Annotated in this window: 19 protein-coding genes; 15 read left to right on the plus strand and 4 right to left on the minus strand. The window is 41.0% G+C overall.

Features of this window, described 5'->3' with window-relative positions:
- Positions 1 to 9 precede the first annotated feature (9 nt).
- Positions 10 to 1,596 (plus strand): gliding motility protein RemB, encoded by a 1,587-nt coding sequence (locus BLR84_RS19845; protein WP_090471588.1) that lies wholly within the window; start codon positions 10 to 12, stop codon positions 1,594 to 1,596.
- 76 nt (positions 1,597 to 1,672) lie between these two features.
- Here BLR84_RS19845 and dxs read toward each other — a convergent pair whose 3' ends face one another.
- A complete protein-coding gene (gene dxs, locus BLR84_RS19850) occupies positions 1,673 to 3,604 on the minus strand; it encodes a 1-deoxy-D-xylulose-5-phosphate synthase (protein WP_090471590.1) in 1,932 nt (643 codons plus the stop codon).
- 164 nt (positions 3,605 to 3,768) lie between these two features.
- Between dxs and BLR84_RS19855 the strand changes: the two genes are divergently transcribed.
- The 3 genes from BLR84_RS19855 (at position 3,769) to BLR84_RS19865 (ending at position 9,130) form a co-directional block, all read left to right on the plus strand.
- Positions 3,769 to 4,545, plus strand: coding sequence for a segregation and condensation protein A (locus BLR84_RS19855; RefSeq protein WP_255366994.1), 777 nt, complete (start codon positions 3,769 to 3,771; stop codon positions 4,543 to 4,545).
- Between the two features lie 169 nt (positions 4,546 to 4,714).
- Entirely contained in the window at positions 4,715 to 6,001 is a 1,287-nt protein-coding gene (gene glyA, locus BLR84_RS19860; RefSeq protein WP_090471591.1) for a serine hydroxymethyltransferase, read from the plus strand.
- A 3-nt stretch (positions 6,002 to 6,004) separates the two neighbouring features.
- Positions 6,005 to 9,130 (plus strand): PAS domain S-box protein, encoded by a 3,126-nt coding sequence (locus BLR84_RS19865; RefSeq protein ID WP_090471593.1) that lies wholly within the window; start codon positions 6,005 to 6,007, stop codon positions 9,128 to 9,130.
- A gap of 7 nt (positions 9,131 to 9,137) precedes the next feature.
- Here BLR84_RS19865 and BLR84_RS19870 read toward each other — a convergent pair whose 3' ends face one another.
- From BLR84_RS19870 to rlmN, 3 genes are all read right to left on the minus strand, one after another.
- On the minus strand, positions 9,138 to 10,316 hold the full coding sequence (locus BLR84_RS19870; RefSeq protein ID WP_090471595.1) for a glycosyltransferase family 87 protein: 1,179 nt from the start codon (positions 10,314 to 10,316) through the stop codon (positions 9,138 to 9,140).
- A gap of 65 nt (positions 10,317 to 10,381) precedes the next feature.
- Complete coding sequence (locus BLR84_RS19875; protein ID WP_090471597.1) at positions 10,382 to 11,080, minus strand: ComF family protein; 699 nt, start codon at positions 11,078 to 11,080, stop codon at positions 10,382 to 10,384.
- A gap of 23 nt (positions 11,081 to 11,103) precedes the next feature.
- On the minus strand, positions 11,104 to 12,174 hold the full coding sequence (rlmN, locus tag BLR84_RS19880; RefSeq protein WP_090471599.1) for a dual-specificity RNA methyltransferase RlmN: 1,071 nt from the start codon (positions 12,172 to 12,174) through the stop codon (positions 11,104 to 11,106).
- Positions 12,175 to 12,327: 153 nt separating this feature from the next.
- On the opposite strand from rlmN, the gene BLR84_RS19885 reads away from it, so the two are divergent.
- The 11 genes from BLR84_RS19885 (at position 12,328) to BLR84_RS19935 (ending at position 23,631) form a co-directional block, all read left to right on the plus strand.
- On the plus strand, positions 12,328 to 13,494 hold the full coding sequence (locus BLR84_RS19885) for an amidohydrolase family protein (RefSeq protein ID WP_090471601.1): 1,167 nt from the start codon (positions 12,328 to 12,330) through the stop codon (positions 13,492 to 13,494).
- A 312-nt stretch (positions 13,495 to 13,806) separates the two neighbouring features.
- Complete coding sequence (locus BLR84_RS19890) at positions 13,807 to 14,088, plus strand: acylphosphatase (protein ID WP_369829188.1); 282 nt, start codon at positions 13,807 to 13,809, stop codon at positions 14,086 to 14,088.
- Between the two features lie 43 nt (positions 14,089 to 14,131).
- On the plus strand, positions 14,132 to 15,619 hold the full coding sequence (locus BLR84_RS19895; protein ID WP_090471603.1) for an oligosaccharide flippase family protein: 1,488 nt from the start codon (positions 14,132 to 14,134) through the stop codon (positions 15,617 to 15,619).
- Complete coding sequence (dut, locus tag BLR84_RS19900) at positions 15,616 to 16,050, plus strand: dUTP diphosphatase (protein ID WP_090471606.1); 435 nt, start codon at positions 15,616 to 15,618, stop codon at positions 16,048 to 16,050. The genes BLR84_RS19895 and dut overlap by 4 nt, the downstream gene beginning before the upstream one ends.
- 53 nt (positions 16,051 to 16,103) lie before the next feature.
- Positions 16,104 to 17,867, plus strand: a complete 1,764-nt coding sequence (locus BLR84_RS19905; RefSeq protein ID WP_090471608.1) for a tetratricopeptide repeat protein — start codon at positions 16,104 to 16,106, stop codon at positions 17,865 to 17,867.
- Positions 17,845 to 18,636, plus strand: coding sequence for a lipoprotein insertase outer membrane protein LolB1 (locus BLR84_RS19910; RefSeq protein WP_090471610.1), 792 nt, complete (start codon positions 17,845 to 17,847; stop codon positions 18,634 to 18,636). The genes BLR84_RS19905 and BLR84_RS19910 overlap by 23 nt, the downstream gene beginning before the upstream one ends.
- 17 nt (positions 18,637 to 18,653) lie before the next feature.
- Positions 18,654 to 19,943 carry a murein hydrolase activator EnvC family protein gene (locus BLR84_RS19915; RefSeq protein ID WP_090471612.1) on the plus strand — a complete coding sequence of 430 codons (1,290 nt, stop codon included), beginning with the start codon at positions 18,654 to 18,656 and terminating at the stop codon, positions 19,941 to 19,943.
- A 59-nt stretch (positions 19,944 to 20,002) separates the two neighbouring features.
- Entirely contained in the window at positions 20,003 to 20,449 is a 447-nt protein-coding gene (locus BLR84_RS19920) for a Sec-independent protein translocase subunit TatA/TatB (RefSeq protein WP_090471614.1), read from the plus strand.
- 43 nt (positions 20,450 to 20,492) lie between these two features.
- Positions 20,493 to 20,666 (plus strand): twin-arginine translocase TatA/TatE family subunit, encoded by a 174-nt coding sequence (gene tatA / locus BLR84_RS19925; protein WP_090471616.1) that lies wholly within the window; start codon positions 20,493 to 20,495, stop codon positions 20,664 to 20,666.
- Between the two features lie 171 nt (positions 20,667 to 20,837).
- The gene (gatA, locus tag BLR84_RS19930; RefSeq protein ID WP_090471618.1) at positions 20,838 to 22,262 is read left to right on the plus strand and encodes an Asp-tRNA(Asn)/Glu-tRNA(Gln) amidotransferase subunit GatA; all 1,425 of its coding nucleotides are present in this window, start codon (positions 20,838 to 20,840) and stop codon (positions 22,260 to 22,262) included.
- 139 nt (positions 22,263 to 22,401) lie between these two features.
- Positions 22,402 to 23,631: a lytic transglycosylase domain-containing protein gene (locus BLR84_RS19935; RefSeq protein ID WP_090471621.1), complete on the plus strand. Its 1,230-nt coding sequence runs from the start codon at positions 22,402 to 22,404 to the stop codon at positions 23,629 to 23,631.
- Positions 23,632 to 23,753: the final 122 nt, after the last annotated feature.

The raw sequence follows: 23,753 nt of genomic DNA on the forward strand, positions 1-23,753 counted from the left end.
CAATTCTGCATGAAGAAAATATTTACCAGCGTTATACTATTATTTTTAATAAGCGGGATTGTAAAGGCACAATCAGTATATCAACCCTATTCGTACCAGTTTTACCAGAAACTGGATGCTGATGTTTATTCCACGCAAACCCGCGTACATAGCTCAATAAAACCATTTTTTGTTGATGATTCATTGATAAAGTTTCATTATGATTCTTTAATGAATTTGAACGGGCTTAAAGGGAAATTCTTTACCGATCACCAGATCGATGTGAAGGGGAAAGGTTATACTTTTTACACCGATCTTTTGCCCGATTTTAACCTAAGCCGGGATTTTTCCGGTAAAAAGAATACCAACTCAGGTTCACTTGGGCTGCAGGTAGGAGGGACCGTTGGTGATAAATTATCCTATAATGTTAGCGCTTATGAAAACAGGGCTATGCTCCCGGATTACCTGGCCACATATACCAACCAGGTAGGTATAGCACCGGGGCAGGCCTATGCGGGTATTTATGGCAATGAGTATCGGTGGTCGTACATTACTGCGTTGGTATCATACACCCCCAATAAACATCTGAACATCACCGCCGGGCGAGATAAAACTTTTATTGGTGATGGCTATCGCTCTGAGCTATTATCTGATTATGCCTCACCATATCCATTTATTAAATTAACCGCGACCCTGGGTAATGTAAGGTACATGGCGATGTGGGCCTATTTTAATGATCCGCTGTCTATTAAAGTAGATAATGGCGACCGTAAGAAATATGGCGTATTCCATTACCTTGACTGGAATGTAAGTAACCGGCTTTCGTTAGGCTTTTTTGATGCGGTTATCTGGCCTGCTAAAGACGACCTTGGTCATGAGCGTGGTTTTGATTTTACTTATATCAACCCTGTTATATTTTTACGGCCTGTTGAGGCAACAAACGGCTCACCGGATAATGCTTTGATCGGGTTAACGGGTAAATATAAACTTACAGACGGCGTTACAGTCTACGGTCAGTTTGCTCTTGACGAATTTGAGGCGAAGAACTTTTTCTCCAGTAACGGTAGCTCTCGAAATAAATATGGCTGGCAATTGGGGCTTAGAGGCGCAAACCTGTTTAATGTAAGCGGATTAAATTACCTGCTGGAAACTAATAACGTAAAGCCATACACCTATTCGGAGCGTAGTTCCATAGTTAATTATGCTGAGAATGGCGAACCTTTGGCGCATCCATGGGGAGCAAACTTTCGTGAAGTGGTTGGCTTGCTGAATTACTCCTACAAAAGATTTGATTTCTCCGGAGAGTTGGATTATGGGCACTATGGTTTAGATACGGATAACCTGAATTTTGGTAAAGATCTCTTTCAGCAATATATAGATCCGGCAAGGGCTTTTGGTAACTATACCGGTCAGGGTTTAACAACCAATATGGTATATGTAGAAGGTAAAGTAGCTTATTTGCTAAACCCTAAATATAACCTGCGTTTTGAACTAGGCGGAATTTACCGTTCTGAAAAGAACAGTCAGTTTCATGACAAAACGAGCATGATTACTTTTGGTATACGCAGCTCGTTCCGGGCTATTTACAATGATTTAGCGAGTTATAAAACGCATTAGTATTAAAGTTCTAAAATCTAAATCCTAATATCTAACTTTTTCTTTTGTTTAGATATTAGGATTTAGATTTTAGAACTTAAGACGCTATAGTATGTGTATTATGTTTAGCACCTAAATTTCTAACCTGTGCTATGATGTGTTGCGCATCATAGCCGCATTCAGCCCAGAGTTCAGGTTGTTCGCCGTGCTCTATGATCTTATCTGGTATACCCAGGCGTTTTACCGTTGTATTCTGATAGCCATTATCGGCCATAAATTCCAGTACCGCGCTTCCCATGCCTCCTTCAAGGCAACCATCCTCAACCGTAATTACTTTGCTAAACTTCTTAAATACTTCGTGAAGTAAAGCTTCGTCAAGCGGTTTTACAAAGCGCAGATCATAATGCGCTGGGTAATAGCCTTCCGTATTTAGGGCGGCAGTGGCTTTTACTACTTCGTTACCGATAGCGCCTATAGATAGGATAGCTACCTCATCACCGTCGCAAACCTTGCGGCCCTTACCAACAGGTATGGCCTTGAACGGACGCTGCCAATCAACCATTACACCGTTACCTCGTGGGTACCGGATCACAAACGGGCCCATATTTTCCTGCTGAGCGGTAAACATCAGGTTACGCAGCTCTTCTTCGTTCATAGGAGCAGATACCGTCATATTGGGTATGCAGCGCATAAAAGCCAGATCATAAGCACCATGATGGGTTGGCCCGTCGGCACCTACAAGACCAGCCCTGTCTAAACAGAATATCACATTGAGCTTTTGAATGGCCACGTCATGTATCACCTGGTCATATGCCCGTTGCATAAAGCTGGAGTATATATTGCAGAATGGTACCAAACCTTGCGTAGCCAGTCCCGCCGAAAATGTTACCGCGTGCTGTTCGGCTATGCCTACGTCAAAAGCGCGGGTTGGCATAGCTTTCATCATGAGGTTAAGCGAGCATCCCGAAGGCATTGCCGGGGTAATGCCCATAATTTTAGGATTCTGCTCGGCCAGTTCAATAATACTGTGCCCAAAAACATCTTGATATTTAGGAGGTTGTGGTTTATCGTACTTGGTTTTCTTGATCTCACCGGTTATTTTATCAAATAAACCTGGAGCATGCCATTTGGTCTGGTCTTTTTCGGCCAGGGCATAGCCTTTACCTTTTGTGGTAATGCAATGCAATAGTTTTGGACCTGGTATATCACGCAGGTCTTTCAATACTTTTACCAGATGGTTTACATCATGACCGTCAATAGGGCCAAAATACCTGAATTTAAGGGCTTCAAAAAAGTTGCTGCGTTTTAACAGGGTGCCCTTAATGCTTTTTTCTATCTTCTGCGCTATTTTAAAGGCATCCGGACCTATGGCCGATAACTTGGCAAGTACATGAGCTATATCGTCCCTGAAACGGTTATATGGCTTGGAGGTGGTGATATCTGTAAGGTATTCCTTCAGCGCGCCCACATTGGGGTCGATAGACATGTTATTATCGTTCAGGATCACCAGTAAATTCGAACTTTCAATCCCGGCATGGTTTAGAGCTTCAAAAGCCATACCCGCGGTCATGGCGCCATCGCCAATAACAGCTACGTGCTGCCTGTCGGTTTCGCCTTTGTAATGCGAAGCCACGGCCATACCCAACGCTACAGAAATGGAGGTAGAGGAATGCCCTACACCAAAGGTATCGTATTCGCTTTCAGAACGCTTTGGAAAACCACTTAGGCCTTTATATACGCGGTTGGTATGAAATTCGTCACGGCGGCCGGTCAGTATTTTATGGCCGTAAGCCTGGTGGCCTACATCCCAAACTAATTGATCATAGGGGGTGTTTAGTACATATTGAAGTGCTACTGTTAACTCTACAACACCTAAACTGGCAGCAAAATGGCCACCATTTACCGATACCACATCAATAATATACTGGCGCAGTTCCTGGCAAACCTGTTCAAGCTCAGTTTCGTTAAGTCGCTTTAAATCAGATGGATAATTTATCGTTTTTAATAAATCTCCGGCTGGTACCTGCATTGACATTTGTAAGAATATTTAACTTACAAAGTAAGTTATTTATTTATAAAAACAGGTTATCTAAATGTATTTATTGTTTCGGGAACAGAGAGTCAAGAAATAAGAATCAAGAAATAAGACTCAGATTCCAATGTCTTGTGTCTTGATTCTTATCTCTTGGTTCTATGAAAAAATCTTATTTTTACAACAGATTTATGACCGACGACAGCTTTGCTATAAAATTACCCCAATTTGAAGGTCCGTTTGATCTGCTGCTTTTTTTTATCGAAAGGGATGAGCTGGATATACATGATATCCCCATAGCTCGCATAGCCGATGATTTTTTAAACTATATACACCAAATGACCAGCCTTAATATGGAGCTGGCCAGTGAGTTTATTTTTGTGGCAGCCACGCTGATGCGTATCAAGGCAAAAATGTTATTGCCCCGCTATGAAGCTGATGATGCCGGCGACGAAGCCGATACCAAAGAAAATCTGATCAGGAAACTGATAGAGTATAAAAAATTCAAGGAACTGTGCGAAGAGATACGCCCTTATGAAGAAGAGCGTTTTAAACAGGAAAAGCGGGGTAATATTAAGCACGACCTGGAGCAGGTAGAAAAGGTTACCCACCCCGGCGAAGAATTATCCGAGTTAAGCTTATACAAACTGATGATGGTGTATGAGCGGTTGATGCGTAATTATCTTAACCGCAGCGAAGAGGTAAAGCACACCGTTGTTCAATACCCTTACACTATCGAAAAGCAAAAGAAGGCGGTAAGCGATCTGCTTAAAATCAATAAAATGCTTGATTTTAAAGCTATTGCCGGGCATTCAGAAAATAAGGTACACTTTGTTTATAATTTCCTGGCTGTTTTAGAAATGCTGCAACAGGAGCTGATAGATATACAGATTGGATTAGGATATAATAATTTCTGGATATCAGCCAGGGAGATTTGAGATGTTAGATATGAGATGTGAGACAGGAAATGTATGAAGCTTGTTGTTCATTTTTAATTAATTACAAAAGCTGTTTTTTTAATCTCAAATCTTATATCTAACATCTCAAATCTAATTTTTACCTAACTTAGCCCCCGTTATAAATACAGTGCCGTTTTAATTATATATAATGAAAAGAGACAAATTAATTTTTAAGTTATTGGATGAAGAGCAACAACGCCAGGAAGAGGGTATTGAGCTGATAGCATCTGAGAATTTTGTGAGCCGTCAGGTTATGGAAGCTGCAGGTTCTGTTGCCACCAATAAATATGCCGAAGGTTTACCAGGCAAACGTTATTATGGCGGCTGCCAGGTAGTTGATGAAATTGAAACCATCGCTATTGAAAGAGCTAAGCAACTGTTCAATGCCGAGTGGGCAAATGTTCAGCCGCACTCAGGCGCTCAGGCCAATGCTGCTGTAATGCTGGCAGTTCTTCAACCGGGCGATAAAATATTAGGATTTGATCTGTCACATGGTGGCCACTTAACCCATGGCTCACCCGTTAACTTTTCTGGTAAATTATATGAGCCGCATTTTTACGGCGTAGTTAGAGAAACCGGTTTGGTTGATTATAAGCAATTAGAAAAAGTTGCCCTTAAAGAAAAACCAAAACTGATCATTTGCGGTGCTTCGGCTTACTCGCGCGATTGGGATTATGAATTTATACGCAAAGTGGCCGATAAAATAGGTGCTTTGGTACTGGCTGATATATCACACCCGGCAGGCCTTATTGCCAGGGGATTATTAGCCGATCCGCTGCCGCATTGCCACATTGTTACTACCACAACACACAAAACATTACGTGGCCCGCGTGGTGGCCTGATCCTGTTAGGTAAAGATTTTGAAAACCCATTCGGTATAAAAACACCTAAAGGCGAAATAAGAATGATGTCGTCATTACTGGATATGGCTGTTTTCCCAGGTACACAAGGCGGTCCTCTGGAACACATCATAGCCGCAAAAGCGATAGCCTTTGGCGAAGCTTTGAGCGAAAGCTACATGAAATACATCCTGCAGGTTAAAAAGAATGCCGCGGCTATGGCCGAAGCTTTTGTTAAGCGTGGTTATGAGATCATATCAGGGGGGACAGATAACCATTTAATGCTGATCGATCTGCGTAATAAAAACATTACCGGTAAAGCGGCCGAAAACGCTTTGGTAACTGCAGATATCACCGTAAACAAAAATATGGTTCCTTATGATGATAAGTCGCCGTTTGTTACGTCTGGTATACGCGTGGGCACCGCAGCTATTACCACTCGTGGCATGAAAGAGAAGCAAATGGAACACATTGTAGAGCTGATAGATGCGGTAATTGTTGACCCTGAAAATGAACCTTCTTTAAAGAAAATACGTAAAAAGGTCCACAAGCTGATGTACGATTATCCGTTGTACAGAGAAAGCAGCGCGGAATAATTAATGACCCAAAGGCAGCAGGAAAATTTAATAACTCAAAAGGAACGTTTAGAGGCCCTGCTGTCGTACCATATTTTAGATACGCCTCCTGAAAAGGAGTACGATGCTATTACCCGCCTTACATCTTATGTATGTAATGTTCCTGTTGTCCTCATCACCCTGATTGATGCCGACAGGCAATGGGTTAAGTCTAAATTTAGCGCCGGTACTGATGAAATCATCAGTGCCGGCGCTTTTTGCAATAGTACCATCCTCACCGACCAGATACTAGAGATAAGTGATACCCTGCTTAATGAAACCTTTAAGGATAACATTGAGGTTGTGAGTCAGCATGTACGGTTTTATGCCGGTGCGCCCCTGATTGACCCGAATGGACATCATTTAGGTACCCTTTGTATTATTGATACTGTACCCCACACGCTCAGCACCGAACAGCGCGATGCTTTGCGGATACTGGCCGATAAGGTGATGTCGCACTTTCTATTGCGCAAACGAAATAGAGATCTGGAAGAAAGCCTTGCAGTCCATAAAGAGTTTCACGACCTTTTTGACAGCTCTCCCGACATTCATTGTATTCTGGATCGCGATTTTAAAATTGAACGGATCAACCAGTCTGTTAAACAGGTTTTAGGCTATACCGTAGAGGAGGTAACTGGAAAACCGATATGGGATTTCTTCAGGGAGAAGGAAAGGGATATGTTTCTGAATAAATTGCAGGAGGGTTTAAATGGCCAGGATAAGTTTGAATTTGAAACACCCATTTTTGCGCCGGATCATGCTGTTAAATGGTTAAGCTGGGCAGCAACATTTAAAGGCGATAAATGGTTTGCCAGCGGCAGGGACGTAAGTTATCAGAAGCAGGTTGTAAAAGAACTCAAACAATTATCGCTGGTGGCCAGTAAAGTTGTTAATGGTGTAGTGATCAGTAATGCTGCCGATGAAGTAGTGTGGGTGAATGAAGCGTTTGAGCATATTACCGGCTATAACCTTACAGATGTTGAAAATAAGTACCTGGGCACAACTTTAAAAGGTAAGCCGGTTGATAACGCGGCTATTGAAAAATTAGACACATCGATAAGAAAGAAAGAGTCATACGAAGTAGATCTGCTCATCGATCGAAAAGATGGAACCCCAATATGGATCACGGTTGTCAATTCTGTTATTCATAATCAAAAAGGAGAGATTGATAAATCCATCCGGATCATTATTGATATTACTACCCGTAAAAAAATTGAGCAGGAGTTAGAGATATTGTCTTTTGCAGCCAGAAAATCGCCCAGTGGTATTTTTATACGCGATGCTGAAGGCAAAATGCTCTGGATGAATGAGGCCCTGGAAAATATCATCGGTTATTCGTTTGCCGAGTTGGAAGGAAAGATCATGGGTAATACCCTGGTTGGTGAAGATACTGACCTGGCTGTATTTGAAAGCGCGGTAATAGCCGTAAGGGAAAACAGACCATACGAGATCGAGATTAAAGTATACAAAAAGGATCATACCCCACGCTGGGTATTTTTATCCAACAGCCCGCTATTTAACGAAGCCGGTAAGGTTGACCGCCAGATTGGCGTAATGGTTGATATCACCGAGCGTAAAAAAAGCGAGGAAGAGCTTACCAAGCTTTCGTTAGTGGCCAGTAATACCACAAGCGGCGTAGTTATAAACAATAGCGAGGGGAAGGTGGAATGGGTAAATCCGGCATTTGAAAATATCACCGGATATAATATCCGGGAAGTGAGCGGTAACCATTTGGGCGATGTACTAAAAGGTGAGTTAACAGATGTCTCGATTATTCAAAAAACACGCGAACTATCCCGGAATAAACAATCTTTTGATGTAGACCTGCTCATTTATCGTAAAGATGGGCAGCCTTTGTGGATATCGGTTATCAACTCGGTAATTATTGGAAATGATGGTGACGTTGATAAATATATCGAGGTAATTATTGACATCACGGCAAAAAAGAGAGCCGAGATAGAGTTGATCACAGCCAAGGAAGAGGCTTTGCAATTAAGCCGCGCCAAGGACATGTTCATATCCGTGATGAGTCATGAAATACGGACGCCGCTTAATGCAGTGATCGGAATGTCGCACTTACTGCTCGAAGATAACCCGATGGATTCGCAAAAAGAAAATTTGAGCATACTCAAGTTTTCGGCCGAGAATTTGATGACACTGATCAATGATGTGCTGGATTTTACCAAAATAGAAACGGGTAACATCGATCTGGAGAAAGCTAATGTGGACATGCGGGAGCTTATCCAGAGCATCAACACCTCCATGCGATACCGTGCTGATGAAAAAAATATTTATCTTAGCAAAAGCATCGATGATGCAGTACCTGCAGTTGTGATAGGCGACAGAACCCGCTTATGCCAAATACTGTTGAACCTGGTGAGCAATGCAGTTAAGTTTACAGACGAGGGGGGAATTAATATTGACCTGAAGGTAATTCAGGAAAGTGATAAGGATGTACGGATACGGTTTTCTGTTTCAGATACAGGCATAGGTATTGCAGCTGATAAACTAGGCACTATATTTGAACAGTTTAAACAAGCCGAACCTGATACTACACGCAAGTATGGTGGCACTGGACTGGGCTTAGCTATTAGCAAAAGACTAATTGAACTTCATGATTCAAGAATAAATGTTGATAGCATACCAGGCAAGGGTTCTACTTTTTGGTTCACCATAACATTTAAGAAAACAAATACCCATTTGAGCAATAATAACAACAATTTGGAAGCAGGACTCAAAATAAATGTTTTAGTAGTTGATGATAACCAAATAAACCGGTTACTGATCAACAAGATCCTGAAAAAATGGGGTGCTAATGCAGATTTTGCTGAAAATGGTCTTGAAGCTATTCACAAAATAGAAAACAACCGTAACTACAATGTGGTATTAATGGATATCCACATGCCCCAGATGGGAGGCCTTGAGGCTACCCAGATCATACGGTCTATGCCCGATCCATATTTTCAGAAGTTACCCATTATTGCCTTAACCGCATCGATGCTGAGCAACCAGATGGGTGAAATAGATAATGCCGGGATGAATGATTATGTATTAAAACCCTTTGACCCCAAATCTCTTTACGATAAGCTGAGCCGGTATCAACATCAATAAAATATCCTTACGCATGTTGCTTGTTCAACATAAACTCTTTGTCGGCAGGGAAATTCTTAAAGATCAGATCATAAGCAATTTTTATCCATATAATAATGCAGGGCCAGGCCTTCATGGCAAGATTGCTCATCCACTCCCTGGCCGGTCTTGGAAAAGCATCACTGGGGCCTAAGCCGGTAATAATCAACAGCAGTACCAACATAACAATATTGAAAGTGGTAAAAGGCTTATCCTGCATCATGATATAGATCACAGCGCCTGCTGTAGCAATAATGTAAGTGGGATGTTCAGATCCTGTGCTAAATAGCACCACCATTAACAGGGCAGAACATAACACCTGTAACTGAAATTTCAGAGAGCTAAATTGCTTAAATCTGAGCAGTGGGATAGCAAAAATAATAGCTCCGGCTATCAGGAAAGGGGTATTAGGTATGGCTGCATTTTGAGTTACACGTCGTGCTACACCCATAATACACCAATCTATACTGCCATTTAAACTTACATTCATGGAGTTTTTAAGACTTAACTCATGAAACCAGTCCTGATATGATTGGATAATATAATGGGGATTGGAAATGATCATGGGTAGTACAAACAAAACACCGGCCCATACCGCTGTGCTCATCATAAACTTTAATTTATTACGGGAGAAAAGAAAAAACGCCAGGCCAACTACCGGATAAAATTTAATTAAAGTGCCAGCAACAATAAATAAGGTGGCCCATTCATCTTTGCCTTTTTTTACCAGCATAAAGCTTATGATGATAAGGGCTGCAATAAGGGCATTGATCTGCATGTAATGTGAGGTATTGGAAAACTCAATAACACACAATAAAAGGATGGCTGTTTTTATCCGATTGTTAAACGGGAGCAGATGTATTGCCAGTAAAAAGGCAAGCGCGTTAACTATCTGCCAAAGGAAAAACCCGACTGCTTCTGATGGGATAGCGAATGGAGCCACCAATATGGTAAATGTGGGGCCATACAAAAACACATCAGAATATTCCGCTGGATACAATAAATATAAGTTTAATCCTGCCTTTGCATGGTAATAAGCATGGCGGAATATGAGATAGTTATTATCAATATGCCTGAAGTATTTAAATTGCCAGCAATAAGTGGCAACCGCTAAATATAATACCCAAACCCATTGATACCCGGTTAAATAAAGGAACCTTTTTGCCATTGCAAGTAATTGTGATAATAGTATTTGGTAAAAGTATTGATAAAAAGATAATGGTTCAATTTGTTTTATTGCGCATAGGCGATAGTGGCAATACTAAGGGTAAGTCCGGGTATTTTTAACAGTTCAATCCCGCAAGCTTCAAGAGTTGAGCCTGTGGTTACAATATCATCAACCAATAACACGTGTTTGTTGATCAATCTTTCGGGATGTTTGATCGTAAATACTTCCTGCATATTCTCAAAACGGGCAAAGCGCGACTTATGGGTTTGGGTAGCCGTTGCTACCTTGCGTTGCAGATTATTATCCTCTACAGCAGCATGTAACTTTTCCGCAAGACCCTCAGCAAAACATGTACTTTGATTATAACCCCGTTCCTGTAAACGTTTTTTGTGCAGAGGTACCGGGATGATCAGATCGGTGGTATTAAAAATGGAGTTCTCAGCTAATTGAGTTCCGGCAATGTTGCCTACTAAGTTACCAATCCGTTGCATGCCTTTATATTTAAAATGATGCATCAGGTTTTGTACTTTGCCGCCTTTGGTAAAATAATAAAGGGCATAAGCTGCTTCTACTTTTATTTTACCGTAAAACTGTTGGGCAACAATGTTATCGGCTTGTAAATGAAAATTGGTATAGGGTAAATTGTAACGGCAATCCGAACAAATAATATACTCGTTGGCTACAAGGCTGGCCTGGCAAGCCGGGCATAGTTCAGGAAAAAGGAGGGAAACAAAATCGGCCAGGTAGCCACGCAGCAATTTCATGCCATGAATTTAAGGCAGATTTTTTAAACTTCGCTAACCTTTGCTTTTTCTTTGATGGCCAATTGCCCGCAAGCCGCGTCAATATCCTTACCCCGGCTGCGGCGTAAGTGAACATTGATGCCCTGCTTTTGCAGATAAGCGGCAAATGCTTCTACCTTATCTTCACCCGCATTAATGTAACTGGCAAAGGCGATAGGATTATATTCAATGATATTTACTTTACAGGGCAGGTGCTTACAGAATTTAGCCAGCTCCATGGCATCCTGTATTCCGTCGTTTACACCATCAAAAATAATGTATTCGTAGGTTACCGGGTTTTTGGTTTTGGCGTAATAATATTTTAAAGCTTCGGCCAGGGCCTTTAACGAGTTTTGCTCATTAATTGGCATTATGGTATTGCGCTTTTCGTCATTTGCGGCGTGTAACGATAGGGCAAGGTTGAATTTTACCTGGTCGTCGCCCAATTTTTTGATCATTTTGGCAATACCTGCTGTTGAAACAGTGATCCTTTTTGGCGACATGTTCAATCCATCTTCAGCAGTGATGCGTTCAACAGATTTCATCATATTAGCATAATTGAGCAGAGGTTCGCCCATGCCCATATATACGATGTTTGATAATGGTATGCCATAGTTTTCGCGTGCCTGCTTGTCTATCAGCACAACCTGGTCGTAAATTTCATCAGGATTAAGGTTTCTTTTACGCTCCATATATCCGGTAGCGCAGAACTTACAGGTAAGGCTACAACCCACCTGCGACGATACGCAGGCTGTCATCCGGCCCGGAGTTGGAATTAAAACCCCCTCAATTAGATGAGTATCGTGTAAAATAAAAGAATTTTTTATAGTTTTATCAGCACTAACCTGTGACGAATTTATTTTAACATTGTTAATAACAAAATTCTCATCAAGCTTAGTGCGCAGTTCTTTTGAAATATTGCTCATTTCGTTGAAAGAGAAGCACGATTTTTTCCAAAGCCACTCATAAATTTGTTTAGCCCTGAAACTTTTTTCCCCCATACGGATAAAATGCTCCTGCAAGGCTTCCAAACCGAGGCTGCGGATGTCTATTTTATCTTTTGCATTATTATTCACAATGCAAAAGTACTTAAATTTAAAAAAATCTGTCTTATTTTAAAGTCATTCTTTTAAATGATAAAAAAACATAACCAAAAGTTAATTGTAAGTAATTTTGTAGGGTTGTTTTGAAGAAAAACGTTTTGAGATAGATAATAAGTGATATAATTAATGAAAAGTTTTAAAGCCGATTACGTTTTTCCAATTTTTGCCGATCCTATTAAGAATGGAATTGTTACTGTTGACGACCAGGGTAAGATCATTTCGGTAACCGACCATAACAACCCTCCTGACGGCCCTGTTGAACAACTAAGCGGTATTATTTGTCCGGGATTTGTAAATACCCACTGCCATGTTGAGCTTTCACATCTTAAAGATAAAATAACCCCTAAGGGCGGGTTAGTGAACTTTATAAAAGACATACAGGCAACACGCAAGGCTGATGATAAGCAAATAGCAGATGCTATTCAGAAAGCAGATGAAGAAATGTACGCGAATGGTATTGTTGCGGTAGGCGATATCTCCAATAGCAATATCAGCATTCCTGTTAAAGCTTCCAGCAAATTATATTACCATACTTTTATTGAAACCTTTGGCTTTTTGCCACAAAACGCCCAGGCTATTTTTGATAAAGCCATGGAACTCATGCAGGAGTTTAAGCCGCAGCCCTGTTCTATTACGCCTCATGCACCATATTCGGTATCAAAGGAGCTTTTTAAATTGATCCGGAAGCACAGTGATGCAGAACATAACCTCATTAGTATCCACAATCAGGAGTGCGAAGACGAAAATAAATTCTATCGGTATAAATTGGGGGGCTTCCTTGAACTTTATGAACATTTTGGTATCGATATCAGCCATTTTAAACCACAGGCGCGTAACTCTTTGCAGTCCATTATTCCACTGCTAACTAACAGGCAGCAGGTTTTGCTGGTACATAACACTTGTACCAATTTAAAAGATATCTACTTTATAAAACGTTTTGACCGTAAAATAAATTGGTGTTTTTGCCCTAATGCCAATTTGTACATTGAAAATCGCCTTCCAAAAATACCTCTCTTTATCGATCAGGGTTTTAACATTACATTAGGTACCGATAGCCTGGCATCAAACGATCGCTTGTGTATATTGAGCGAAATGCGCACCATCCAAAAAAAGTTCCCGGCTATCAACACCGCTAAACTACTGGAATGGGCTACTATAAACGGAGCATCATTTTTAGGTATTGATGACGAAAAGGGTACCCTTGAGCCAGGCAAAACCCCGGGACTAAACCTGATAACCGGTTTAGACGGGTTAAAAATCACCCCCGAAAGCAAGATTAAGAAATTGATTTAATAAGTGGATTAGGTTGATTGAGTTGGAATGAATTAAATTTGTACCTAATGGTATGTCAACCACAAATTGACGTATAGTCTTGGAGTGACTCAATTGACAAAAAAGTGGGTTTACATGGTTTACATTTTTTATGGTTAAAATGCATGTAAATTATTGATAATCAATTATTTGTGTTTTATTTCCAAGAAAAAGTGTAAACCATGTTTTTTGTATAAATATTATTGGCTAAACGTCAATTCAGAAATGACACGACACTAGATTATCATATCAAACTTAATCAACATAATTTACCTCAATCAACTCATAAACTAAATGATCAGGCATCTCGATATCACTGTTAAAGGAAAAGTTCAGGGCGTTTTTTACCGTAAAGCAACCAAGGCTGTGGCCGATCAGTTAGGGGTAAGGGGCTTTGTTAAAAATGAACCGAACGGTGATGTTTTTATAGCAGCCGAAGCCAACGACACCATGCTCGAAATGTTTATGGAATGGTGCAACGAAGGGCCCGAAGATGCCGAAGTAACTTCTGTAGAAAGCCATGAGGGCGAATTAAAAAACTATCGTAATTTTGAGGTTGTAAAAAGAGCCCTGTAGTTTGCCGGGTTTTATTTGTTAACTACCATCCCAAACATCAACATTGTCAACCGCTAAAAAATTTGCCGGGCAAACGGCTATATACGGTGTAACTACTATAGTACAGCGTTTATTAGGCGCTTTGCTTACCCCGCTTTATACAAAAGCATACAACCCTAATGTATACAGTATTTTCAGTACCATGTTTAGCTATGCTTCTGTTTTGCAGGCAGTGCTATCTTTTGGAATGGAAACTACTTTTTTCAGGTATCTGAATAAATTTCCTGATAATAAAAGACAGGTTTACAATAATAGCTTCTGGGCCGTATTTATGGTAACCGTAGTATTTTTAATATTAACCGTTCCTTTTACGCATACCATAGCAGGTTTAATTAAAATTGGTAAAGGCACCCCACAGGGGGAATTTGAACTATATATCCGTTATTTTTTAGGTATTCTGGTGCTTGATGCCTGGTGCGCTATCCCATTTGCCAAACTCCGTGCAGATAGCCGGCCAATAAAATATGGTAGTATTAAACTAATCAATATAGGAGTTACTGTATCGCTTAACCTCATTTTTATATGGATAATTCCGCACATCATTAAACACCATATGCCCGGGGCCGAGTGGTGTAAGCAATGGTTTACCATGGGTTGGGTGGGTTACATATTTGTATCAAATCTGGTGGCCAGCTTTATAACCTTATTGTTGCTACTACCAGAGTTGTTAAAGCTGCAGTTAAGTTTTGACGGTGTTATGTTTAAAAATATGCTCACCTACAGCTGGCCGGTAATGATTGCAGGTTTATCATACATTGTTAACGAAAACTTTGATAAAATTTTACTGGGAAAATTGCTGCCCGATAATATCAGTGAACGCGAGGTAGGTATTTATTCGGGTTGCGCTCGCATATCCGTTTTTCTAAGTCTTTTTAACCAGGCGTTCCGAATGGGGGCCGAGCCTTTCTTTTTTAGTCATGCAAAAAATAAAAACGCCGGTCAAACCTATGCCCGTATCATGGACTATTTTGTAATAACCATGTGCCTGATGTTTGTAGGTGTGGTAGCTAATATCGAAATACTAAAACACTACGTAAATAACCACGATTACTGGGTCGGATTGCCGGTTGTTCCGCCTTTATTGCTGGGTTATGTAAGCCTGGGCATTTATACCAATCTATCTATATGGTACAAACTGTCCGACCAAACAAAATATGGTTTATACATATCAGGCATAGGTGCTATAGTGACCATTGTACTCAACGTCATATTTATCCCTAAATACAGTTATATGGCATCGGCATGGATCTCGCTGATAGCTTATGCCAGTATGATGATCATGTCGTATATCTGGGGACAAAAGAATTATCCCATTCCCTACAATCTTAAAAAGAATGTCATATATATCGTATCATCAATAATACTTGTGTATTTGTCGTTCAGCACATTTAAACGTAATATATTTGTAGGTAATATATTGCTATTCCTATACGCAGGAGCTGCTTTTGTAGCAGAGCGTAAACAATTAAAGGCCATATTTAGTAAACGATGACCATCAGAATAATTAACAAGTCGAAAAACAGTTTACCGGCGTATGAAACAGCTCATGCCGCTGGTATGGATCTGCGTGCTGATATTGAAGAAACAGTTCAGCTAAAACCTATGGAGCGTAAACTCATTCCTACCGGTTTATATATAGAACTGCCTGTGAGTTTTGAGGCGCAGATACGGCCACGTAGTGGATTGGCGTTTAAGCATGGGATAGGTATTGTGAATTCGCCGGGTACTATTGATGCTGATTATCGCGGCGAGATCAAAGTGCTGTTGATTAACTTTTCGACAGAGGTATTTGAGATCAATAACGGCGACCGTATTGCCCAAATGGTAGTTGCCCGGCACGAAAGAGTGAACTGGGATGAGGTAGAAGTATTAAACGAAACCAGCCGGGGCGAAGGTGGTTTTGGCCACACGGCTGTTAAGTAGAAGCAAGAAGTTAGAGGCAAGATATAAGAAGAAAAAGAATAAGCAGACTGGCTATGAAAGAGTTGGAATTAAGATATAACAAGAATAAGATCAGAACAGGCTTCAATTATATAGTGGCAGTCTTGATTCTTGGTTCTTGTTTCCTGACTCTACCAGTAAGTGCCCAAAAGGCTGCCCCGGCTAAGCCTTTGACCCAGGCTGACAGTATGATGGTTAAGCAACTTTTTTTCTCGGCCATTCGCGAAAAAACCATCGAAAATTCCAAACGGGCCGGTGAAATGTTTGAGCGCATATTACAGGCTGACCCTGGAAATGACGCCTCATTGTTTGAGTTGGCCAACCTGAAAAGACAACAGAATGACTACGCAGGGGCACGGCCTTTATTGGAAAAAGCGGTTGCTATTAATCCGGATAATGAATGGTACTGGGTAGCCCTGGCCGATGATTATGAAAAAACCAATGCCATTGACAAGCTCGAAAATGTATTTAATCAGCTTATCCGGATCAATCCGGATAAGTCCGACTATTACTTTGATAAAGCCAATGCTTATCTCATTTTAAAAAGATATGATGATGCCCTTAAAGTGTATGATCAGCTGGAAAAGCTTAATGGTCCCAGTGATGATATTTTGGCAAGCCGGCAAAAGATCTATTTAAAGCAAGGTAAGATCGACCAGGCTGCAACCGAATTGGAGAAAGCTATTGCTGATAATCCGGGTCAAATGCGTTATTACCTGTTACTGGCCGAAATTTATAATTCGAACGGGTTGAATGATAAGGCCCTGAAAATTTTGTTACAAGCCGAGAAACAAGACAATAACAACGGTATGGTGCATTTAGCGTTAGCTGATGTTTACCGCGATAAAAAAAATAACGACGCCTGTTTTAATGAGCTTACACTGGCGTTTGCCAATCCAGATGTGAGTATCGATCAAAAAGTAAATATCATTAGCGGGTACTTTCCAAAATTTCCCGAACCCAATGCCAAAGCCAGCGCGCTTGAACTGAGCCGGCTTTTAACAGTAGCACACCCTGCTGATGCTAAAGCTTATGCTATTTATGGCGACATGCTGTTGCAAAACACAAAATTAAAAGAAGCCAAAGCAGCGTATAAAAAATCAATTCAGTTTAATGAACAGGTATATGTTGTACACGAACAGTTGGTACGGGTTGAATTAAGTGAAAATGATCTGGATGCTACCATAAAGGATGGCGAAAATGCGCTTTCGCTATTCCCCAACCAGGGCTGGATGAATTATATGGTGGGGGTAGCCTGGGCGCAAAAAAAAGAGTATAAAAAAGCGCTTAGTTACGCCACCACCGCAACTTCATTAGAAATTCAGGATAAGGATTTACTTTCGTTGAGCTTTTCGTTATTAGGCGATTGTTATCATAGTCTTAAAGATAACAAAAGCTCGGACGAGGCTTATGATAAGGCGTTAAGCTATAATCCGGATAATGCGTTTACATTAAACAATTATGCCTATTATTTATCGTTAAGAAGTGAGCAACTGGATAAAGCCGCGCAAATGTCGGCCCGTTCCAATGAGCTTCAGCCCAATACCGCGTCGTTTGAAGATACGTACGCCTGGGTGCTTTTTAAGCAAAAGAAATATGCCGATGCTAAGGTATGGATATTGAAGGCATTGGCGCATGATAAAACTAATAGTGCTGCTCAATATGAGCATTATGGCGATATTTTGTATTATCTAGGTAATATAGATGAGGCCGTAGAAAACTGGAAAAAAGCTAAAAGTAACGGCGGTCAATCGCCGGTATTAGACCGTAAAATAAATGAGAAAAAATATAGCGAGTAAGTTATTAATAGTGTGCTGCCTGCTGGTTATGGTGAGCTGTAAAGCCCGTAAGCAAGTGTTGGTAGCCCGTAAAGCTGATTCATCGGCAAAGCCTGTTGATAACAAGTTAAGCAGCAAACTGAATGCTATCCGGGAAAAGCAGGTAAACTTTAATACCTTTTCTGGTAAAGCAAAAACCAAGCTCAATATTAATGGTAACAGTAACGATGTTACCCTCAACATCCGTATTGAGCGCGATAAAAGAATCTGGGTTTCAATTACCGCCATTTTAGGGGTTGAAGCGGCCCGTGCCCTTATCACGCCTGATAGTATATTGCTTATCAATCGTTTACAAGGAGTATATCTGCGTAAACCTTTTAGCTATGTATATAAATATGCCAGCAGCCAGGTTAACTATAAAACGCTGGAGTCATTACTGATTGGTAATGCCGTACCTGAATTGCTGAATGAAAAAGCCGAGCTGACCAATGCCGATGGAAACACCACCCTGAGCGGTAGCCTGCAGGATCTGTTATACAAGCTGGTTTTGGGTGCCGATTTGAAAGTTACGCAAACAAATTTGTCCAATGAAAGTGCGGGACAATCGCTACAGGTGGTTAACAATAGCTTTATCCAGGCAACTAATAGGGTTATGCCATCGCAAATAGATATCGCATCAGTAGTAAAAGATAAAAAAATACAGGTTAATTTGCATTATACAAAGGCCGACTTTGACGTACCGCAGGAATATCCATTCAATATTCCCGCCAATTACGAGCCGGCCAAATAATTAATTATGTTTGTTTGATGAAATTTTTAAAAGCAGTATTTTTTATAATAGCGGTATTTATAGCGGTTGATGTGCATGCTCAAAGCAGTCAGGAGTTAAAACGCAGACGTGATAAATTATCAGAGGAACTGGAACAGCTGAATAAGGATTACCAGGAAACCTCGCAAAATAAAAGAGCTACTTTAAAACAGCTGAGCTTGTTAAAAGCGCAGATAAACCTGAGGGAAGAGAAAATAAATATCATTAACTCAGAAGTAAGAAATTTAGATAACCAGATCTCGGAGAGTAATAATACCGTACATAGTTTACAAAGCCAGCTTGACCAGCTGAAAAAAGAATATGCAGCTATGGTGCTTTTTGCCTATCGCAATCAAAGTGCTTACAATAAGCTGATGTTTCTTTTTGCTTCGAGAGATTTTAACCAGGCCTATAAACGATTAAAATATTTACAGCAGTTTGGTACCTACCGCGAGCGGCAGGCGGGTTATATACAGGGAACCCAAAAAGAACTGCACATAAAAATAAACGAGCTGGATAAAAACAAGCAGGAAAAAAGCAACCTGCTGGCCGATCAGCAAAAGGAAAAAGAAACCCTTGGTAAGGAAAAGAACAACCAGGTAAAAGTAGTAAGCGACCTGTCACAACACGAAGGGCAGCTTAAACAGCAGCAACGGGAGGTTCAGGCAAAAATAGCCAAAACCAATAGGGAAATTGCCTCAACTATCCGCAGGGAAATTGAGGAAGCCCGGCGCAAGGCCGAGGCAGAAGCAAGAGAGGCCGCCAGGATAGCGGCAGCTAAAGCAAAGGCCGAAAACAGGCCTGCTCCGGTAGCTCCTTCTAAACCTGTGACACGGAGTGAGTCGAGTGTGTTGAATGCGACACCTGAGGCCGCTAAACTGTCAAATGACTTTTTGGGTAACCGCGGTCGTTTGCCATGGCCGGTTGCCAATGGAGTGATTACCCAGGGTTTTGGTATGTATACCACGCCCGAGGGGATAAAAAGTGAAAGTACCGGTATTGATATCAGAACCAATCCGGGAAGCTCGGTAAGGGCCGTATTTGACGGTACTGTAGTGAGGGTGGTTGACGTAAGCGGTACTTACCTGGTGATGATAGTTCACGGGGAATACTTTACGGTGTATGCCAATTTACGGTCGGTTAGTGTGGCCAGGGGGCAAAAAGTGAGTACCAAGCAGGCATTAGGAACGGTGGCGACAGATTCGTCGACCGGGGAAACGGAAGTTCACTTTGAAGTTTATAAAGTGAAGGATCCAACCAATCCTAAAACGTGGCTGGCACCTAACTAATTAGTTATGAACTTTATGAAATTTTAATTGTATATATTTGTAACCTTAATTTAAATGCTATGCTAAGTTCAGTTTTTTTATTTTTAAATATTGGTACGAGCGAGATGGTACTGATACTTTTTGCAGCATTAATGCTTTTTGGAGGTGATAAGCTACCTGAACTGGCACGCGGTTTAGGTAAAGGCATCCGAGATTTTAAAGATGCATCTGAGGATGTGAAACGTGAGATCAACAACCAGATCAATAATTACGAGGAAAAGAAAACCGAAACCACGGTAAAAGATACCCCGCTTGCTGAAGAAAATACTACAGAGCACGCAACTGTTACTGCTGAGGAGGATAGTGAAGTGACGCACCCTATACATGGTATAGAAAATACGGTGCCCAACACAATCCCTATCTCGGATACTTACGTAAGTACCCATGAAGAGGAGCCGGTAGCGGAAACACACATCGACCTTACCAAGAAAACAACCGCAGATCCTGTTAAAACAGAACACGAATAACACAAGTCATAATAATATTTACATAACATAAAACTTAAAAATCATGGGTGGATTAGGCGCACCAGAAATCATTCTGATCATCATTGCAATACTTTTATTGTTTGGCGGTAAAAAAATACCTGAACTAATGAGAGGTTTAGGAAAAGGCGTTAAAGAATTTAAAGACGCGCAAAACGGCGAAGGCAACACAACTACCGAAGAAAAACCTAAAGTTTAATATTAGGTATTAGGTATCAAGTAATTAGTATCAAGTATCAAGATTTTTGAAAGCTTTAATGTAGCTGTCTTGATACTTGATACTGGTGGCTTGATATTTTTGTTTACTGCATATGAACTTATCTGTTGAATTATTTCGTATTTCAACAGATAAGTTTTTTATTTTAGCCCCATGGCTAAATTTTATTCCTCTTTAAGTGAAATAAGGAGTGGGCTGCAACGTGCGGAAATTACCGTTGAAGGACTGGTAAACAACTATCTGGATCAAATAAAAAAGAATGCTCATTTGAATGCCTTTAACGAGGTGTTTGAACAGGAAGCATTGATCAATGCAAAAAACATTGATGACCGTATAAAAAACGGTACTGCCGGCAAACTGGCCGGAATGGTTATCGCCATAAAAGATAACATATGCTATAAAGGGCACCAGGTAAGTGCCTCCTCAAAAATATTAAAAGATTTCACTTCCATTTATTCATCAACCATTGTTGAGCGCTTATTGGCCGAGGACGTGGTTATTATTGGCCGCTGCAATTGCGATGAGTTTGCTATGGGCGGCGCTAATGAAACTTCCTACTTCGGCCCGGTAAAAAATATGGCCGACGAAACCAAAGTTTCAGGTGGGTCATCTGGTGGCTCGGCTGTTGCTGTACAGGCCAATATGTGCCATGCGGCTATCGGTACCGATACCGGGGGCTCCGTAAGGCAACCGGCTTCATTTTGTGGTGTTATCGGTTTAAAACCCACCTATGGCCGTATTTCAAGACATGGTATTATCGCTTTCGCTTCATCATTTGACCAGGTTGGTCCCATAACCCGATCGGTAGAGGATGCCGCCTTGTTGCTGGAAGTTATGGCCGGCCCTGATGATTACGATAGTACACTGGCCCAACAAGAAGTGCCTGCATTTTCTGAACATATCGAAAAAATAGGTAAAAAGAAGATCGCTTATTTACAGGAAGCTATCTCAAGCCCGGGGGTTGATGCCGAGGTAAAAGATGTGCTGATAAAATATATTGATAAACTGCGTGCAGACGGTCATACCGTAACTCCTATCGCCTTTGAGCAATTGGATTACCTTGTACCTGCCTATTATATTTTGGCTATGGCCGAAGCTTCGTCAAACCTGGCCAGGTACGATGGGGTGCATTACGGTTATCGCAGCCCCTCGGCAGATGATCTGCAATCAACTTATAAACGTTCCCGGTCTGAAGGATTTGGTAAAGAAGTAAAACGCCGTATCATGCTGGGGACATTTGTACTGAGTGCCGGTTATTATGATGCCTATTATGCCAAAGCCCAGAAAGTACGCCGCCTGATCAGGGAAAAAACCGACCAGATACTAAACGAATACGATTTTATACTGGTACCCACGGCCCCGGAACCTGCTTTTGCCATAGGCAAAGAAGAAAAAGACCCGGTAGTAACGTATCTTTCTGATATTTTTACCGTACAAGCATCGTTGGCTGGTGTGCCTGCTATTTCGTTGCCTGTTGGCAATAATAGTCAGGGTTTGCCGTTAGGTTTACAATTGCTTGCTAAGCATTTTAACGAACAGGAACTATTGAATTTTTCAAAATATTTCCTTGAACTTTAAAAAAATTAATAATTTAGTAAATAACAGAATCAAGATATTAGAATCAAGAAATAGGAACAATGAGAACAGCATTCGACTTGTGTTTTATCTTAATTCCTGACTCTAATCTCTTGATTCTATACATTTAAATCCCTAAAGAATGAAGAAACTATTTACGCTTACCATCTGCTTTTTATCACTGCAAATTGTTCACGCAAACGCTTCTTCAAAATCAACATTTCAATGGCCAAGCATTATACAGGATACCATCCTGAGAAAAGCTGTTGCCCAACCTGTTGGCCCCGCGCCACTAAGAGGCATCTATGAGCGCCGCTTAGATTCTATCAGCAAAGACATCCCGCTGGAGTATAATGAGTATGTACAAACCTATATTGACCTGTACATGCAAAACCGCGATGAGATGGGGCAGGTGATAGGCCTTTCTAAATATTATTTCCCTATTTACGAAAAAGCTTTCCGCGATGCGGGTATACCCGAAGAAATAAAATTCCTTTCGATAGTTGAATCAAAGCTTGATCCTAATGCGGTATCAAGAGTAGGCGCAACAGGTCCATGGCAATTTATGTTTACTACTGCCAAATTGTATGGCTTAAACATGGATAGTTATGTTGATGAACGCCGCGACCCTATACAAGCCACCTATGCAGCAGCAGCTTATTTAAAAGATGCCTACCAGGAATTTGGCGATTGGCTTTTAGCCATAGCATCTTACAATTGTGGTAAAAGCAATGTAGAGCGCGCCGTTGAAAAAGCAGGGGCAAATGATTTTTGGAGCGCCCGTCAATACCTGCCTGCCGAAACCAGGGGTTATGTACCAGCCTTTATAGCGATGAATTATGTGATGCATTATTTTAGCAAGCATAACATTGTTCCGCAAGGTTGTAATTTTTCACTGAAGACAGATACGGTTATGGTGAAAAAATATGTTGCATTGAGCAGCATATCACAGGCGCTTAAGGTAAACATCAATGAATTGGCTATATTAAACCCAGCCTACAGGCGGTTAATAGTTAACGGTTCACCGGCAAAACCGCGCAGATTGATATTACCGCAGGTTGCCAAGGAGAACTATGCCGTTTTATATAATGTATTGAATGGTGGCGATGCCGTTGCACCAGAGCCAAAAGTAACTTATGCTTCTTATACAGAAAATAAGCCTGAGCCTAAGATGCCCAGCCGCCACCGGGTTAGAAAAGGGGAAACGCTGGCTTCTATTGCCGATAAGTATGGGGTTGAAGTGCAGGACCTGAAGGTTTGGAACCACCTGAAAAGTAACCGGGCTCCGGTTGGGGTAAGCATTAAAGTAAGTAATGGCGATGATGCCTCAACAAGCGCGGCGGTTAACCCGCATAGCAAAAGAGTTTTATAATTAAAGGGTATAAGACTTAGGTGCAAAAACCTGTACCGATAAATGAAATTGATAGTGAAAAAAGATTAAATACCTGAATATGAGGGGCCCGGTTTTGATACATTTCAAAGCCGGGCTTTTTT

The organism is Mucilaginibacter sp. OK268 (genome assembly GCF_900103125.1).
GTDB lineage: Bacteria > Bacteroidota > Bacteroidia > Sphingobacteriales > Sphingobacteriaceae > Mucilaginibacter.

What these genes read in the sequence shown, in the direction of transcription:
- dxs (WP_090471590.1), bottom strand. Translation starts at nt 3,604, where the DNA reads ATGCAGGTACCAGCCGGAGATTTATTAAAAACGATAAATTATCCATCT.
- gatA (WP_090471618.1), top strand. Translation starts at nt 20,838, where the DNA reads ATGGCTAAATTTTATTCCTCTTTAAGTGAAATAAGGAGTGGGCTGCAA.
- BLR84_RS19865 (WP_090471593.1), top strand. Translation starts at nt 6,005, where the DNA reads ATGACCCAAAGGCAGCAGGAAAATTTAATAACTCAAAAGGAACGTTTA.
- BLR84_RS19920 (WP_090471614.1), top strand. Translation starts at nt 20,003, where the DNA reads ATGCTAAGTTCAGTTTTTTTATTTTTAAATATTGGTACGAGCGAGATG.
- BLR84_RS19885 (WP_090471601.1), top strand. Translation starts at nt 12,328, where the DNA reads ATGAAAAGTTTTAAAGCCGATTACGTTTTTCCAATTTTTGCCGATCCT.
- tatA (WP_090471616.1), top strand. Translation starts at nt 20,493, where the DNA reads ATGGGTGGATTAGGCGCACCAGAAATCATTCTGATCATCATTGCAATA.
- BLR84_RS19845 (WP_090471588.1), top strand. Translation starts at nt 10, where the DNA reads ATGAAGAAAATATTTACCAGCGTTATACTATTATTTTTAATAAGCGGG.
- BLR84_RS19910 (WP_090471610.1), top strand. Translation starts at nt 17,845, where the DNA reads ATGAGAAAAAATATAGCGAGTAAGTTATTAATAGTGTGCTGCCTGCTG.
- BLR84_RS19890 (WP_369829188.1), top strand. Translation starts at nt 13,807, where the DNA reads ATGATCAGGCATCTCGATATCACTGTTAAAGGAAAAGTTCAGGGCGTT.
- BLR84_RS19935 (WP_090471621.1), top strand. Translation starts at nt 22,402, where the DNA reads ATGAAGAAACTATTTACGCTTACCATCTGCTTTTTATCACTGCAAATT.
- BLR84_RS19905 (WP_090471608.1), top strand. Translation starts at nt 16,104, where the DNA reads ATGAAAGAGTTGGAATTAAGATATAACAAGAATAAGATCAGAACAGGC.
- BLR84_RS19855 (WP_255366994.1), top strand. Translation starts at nt 3,769, where the DNA reads ATGAAAAAATCTTATTTTTACAACAGATTTATGACCGACGACAGCTTT.
- glyA (WP_090471591.1), top strand. Translation starts at nt 4,715, where the DNA reads ATGAAAAGAGACAAATTAATTTTTAAGTTATTGGATGAAGAGCAACAA.
- BLR84_RS19875 (WP_090471597.1), bottom strand. Translation starts at nt 11,080, where the DNA reads ATGAAATTGCTGCGTGGCTACCTGGCCGATTTTGTTTCCCTCCTTTTT.
- BLR84_RS19915 (WP_090471612.1), top strand. Translation starts at nt 18,654, where the DNA reads ATGAAATTTTTAAAAGCAGTATTTTTTATAATAGCGGTATTTATAGCG.
- dut (WP_090471606.1), top strand. Translation starts at nt 15,616, where the DNA reads ATGACCATCAGAATAATTAACAAGTCGAAAAACAGTTTACCGGCGTAT.
- BLR84_RS19870 (WP_090471595.1), bottom strand. Translation starts at nt 10,316, where the DNA reads ATGGCAAAAAGGTTCCTTTATTTAACCGGGTATCAATGGGTTTGGGTA.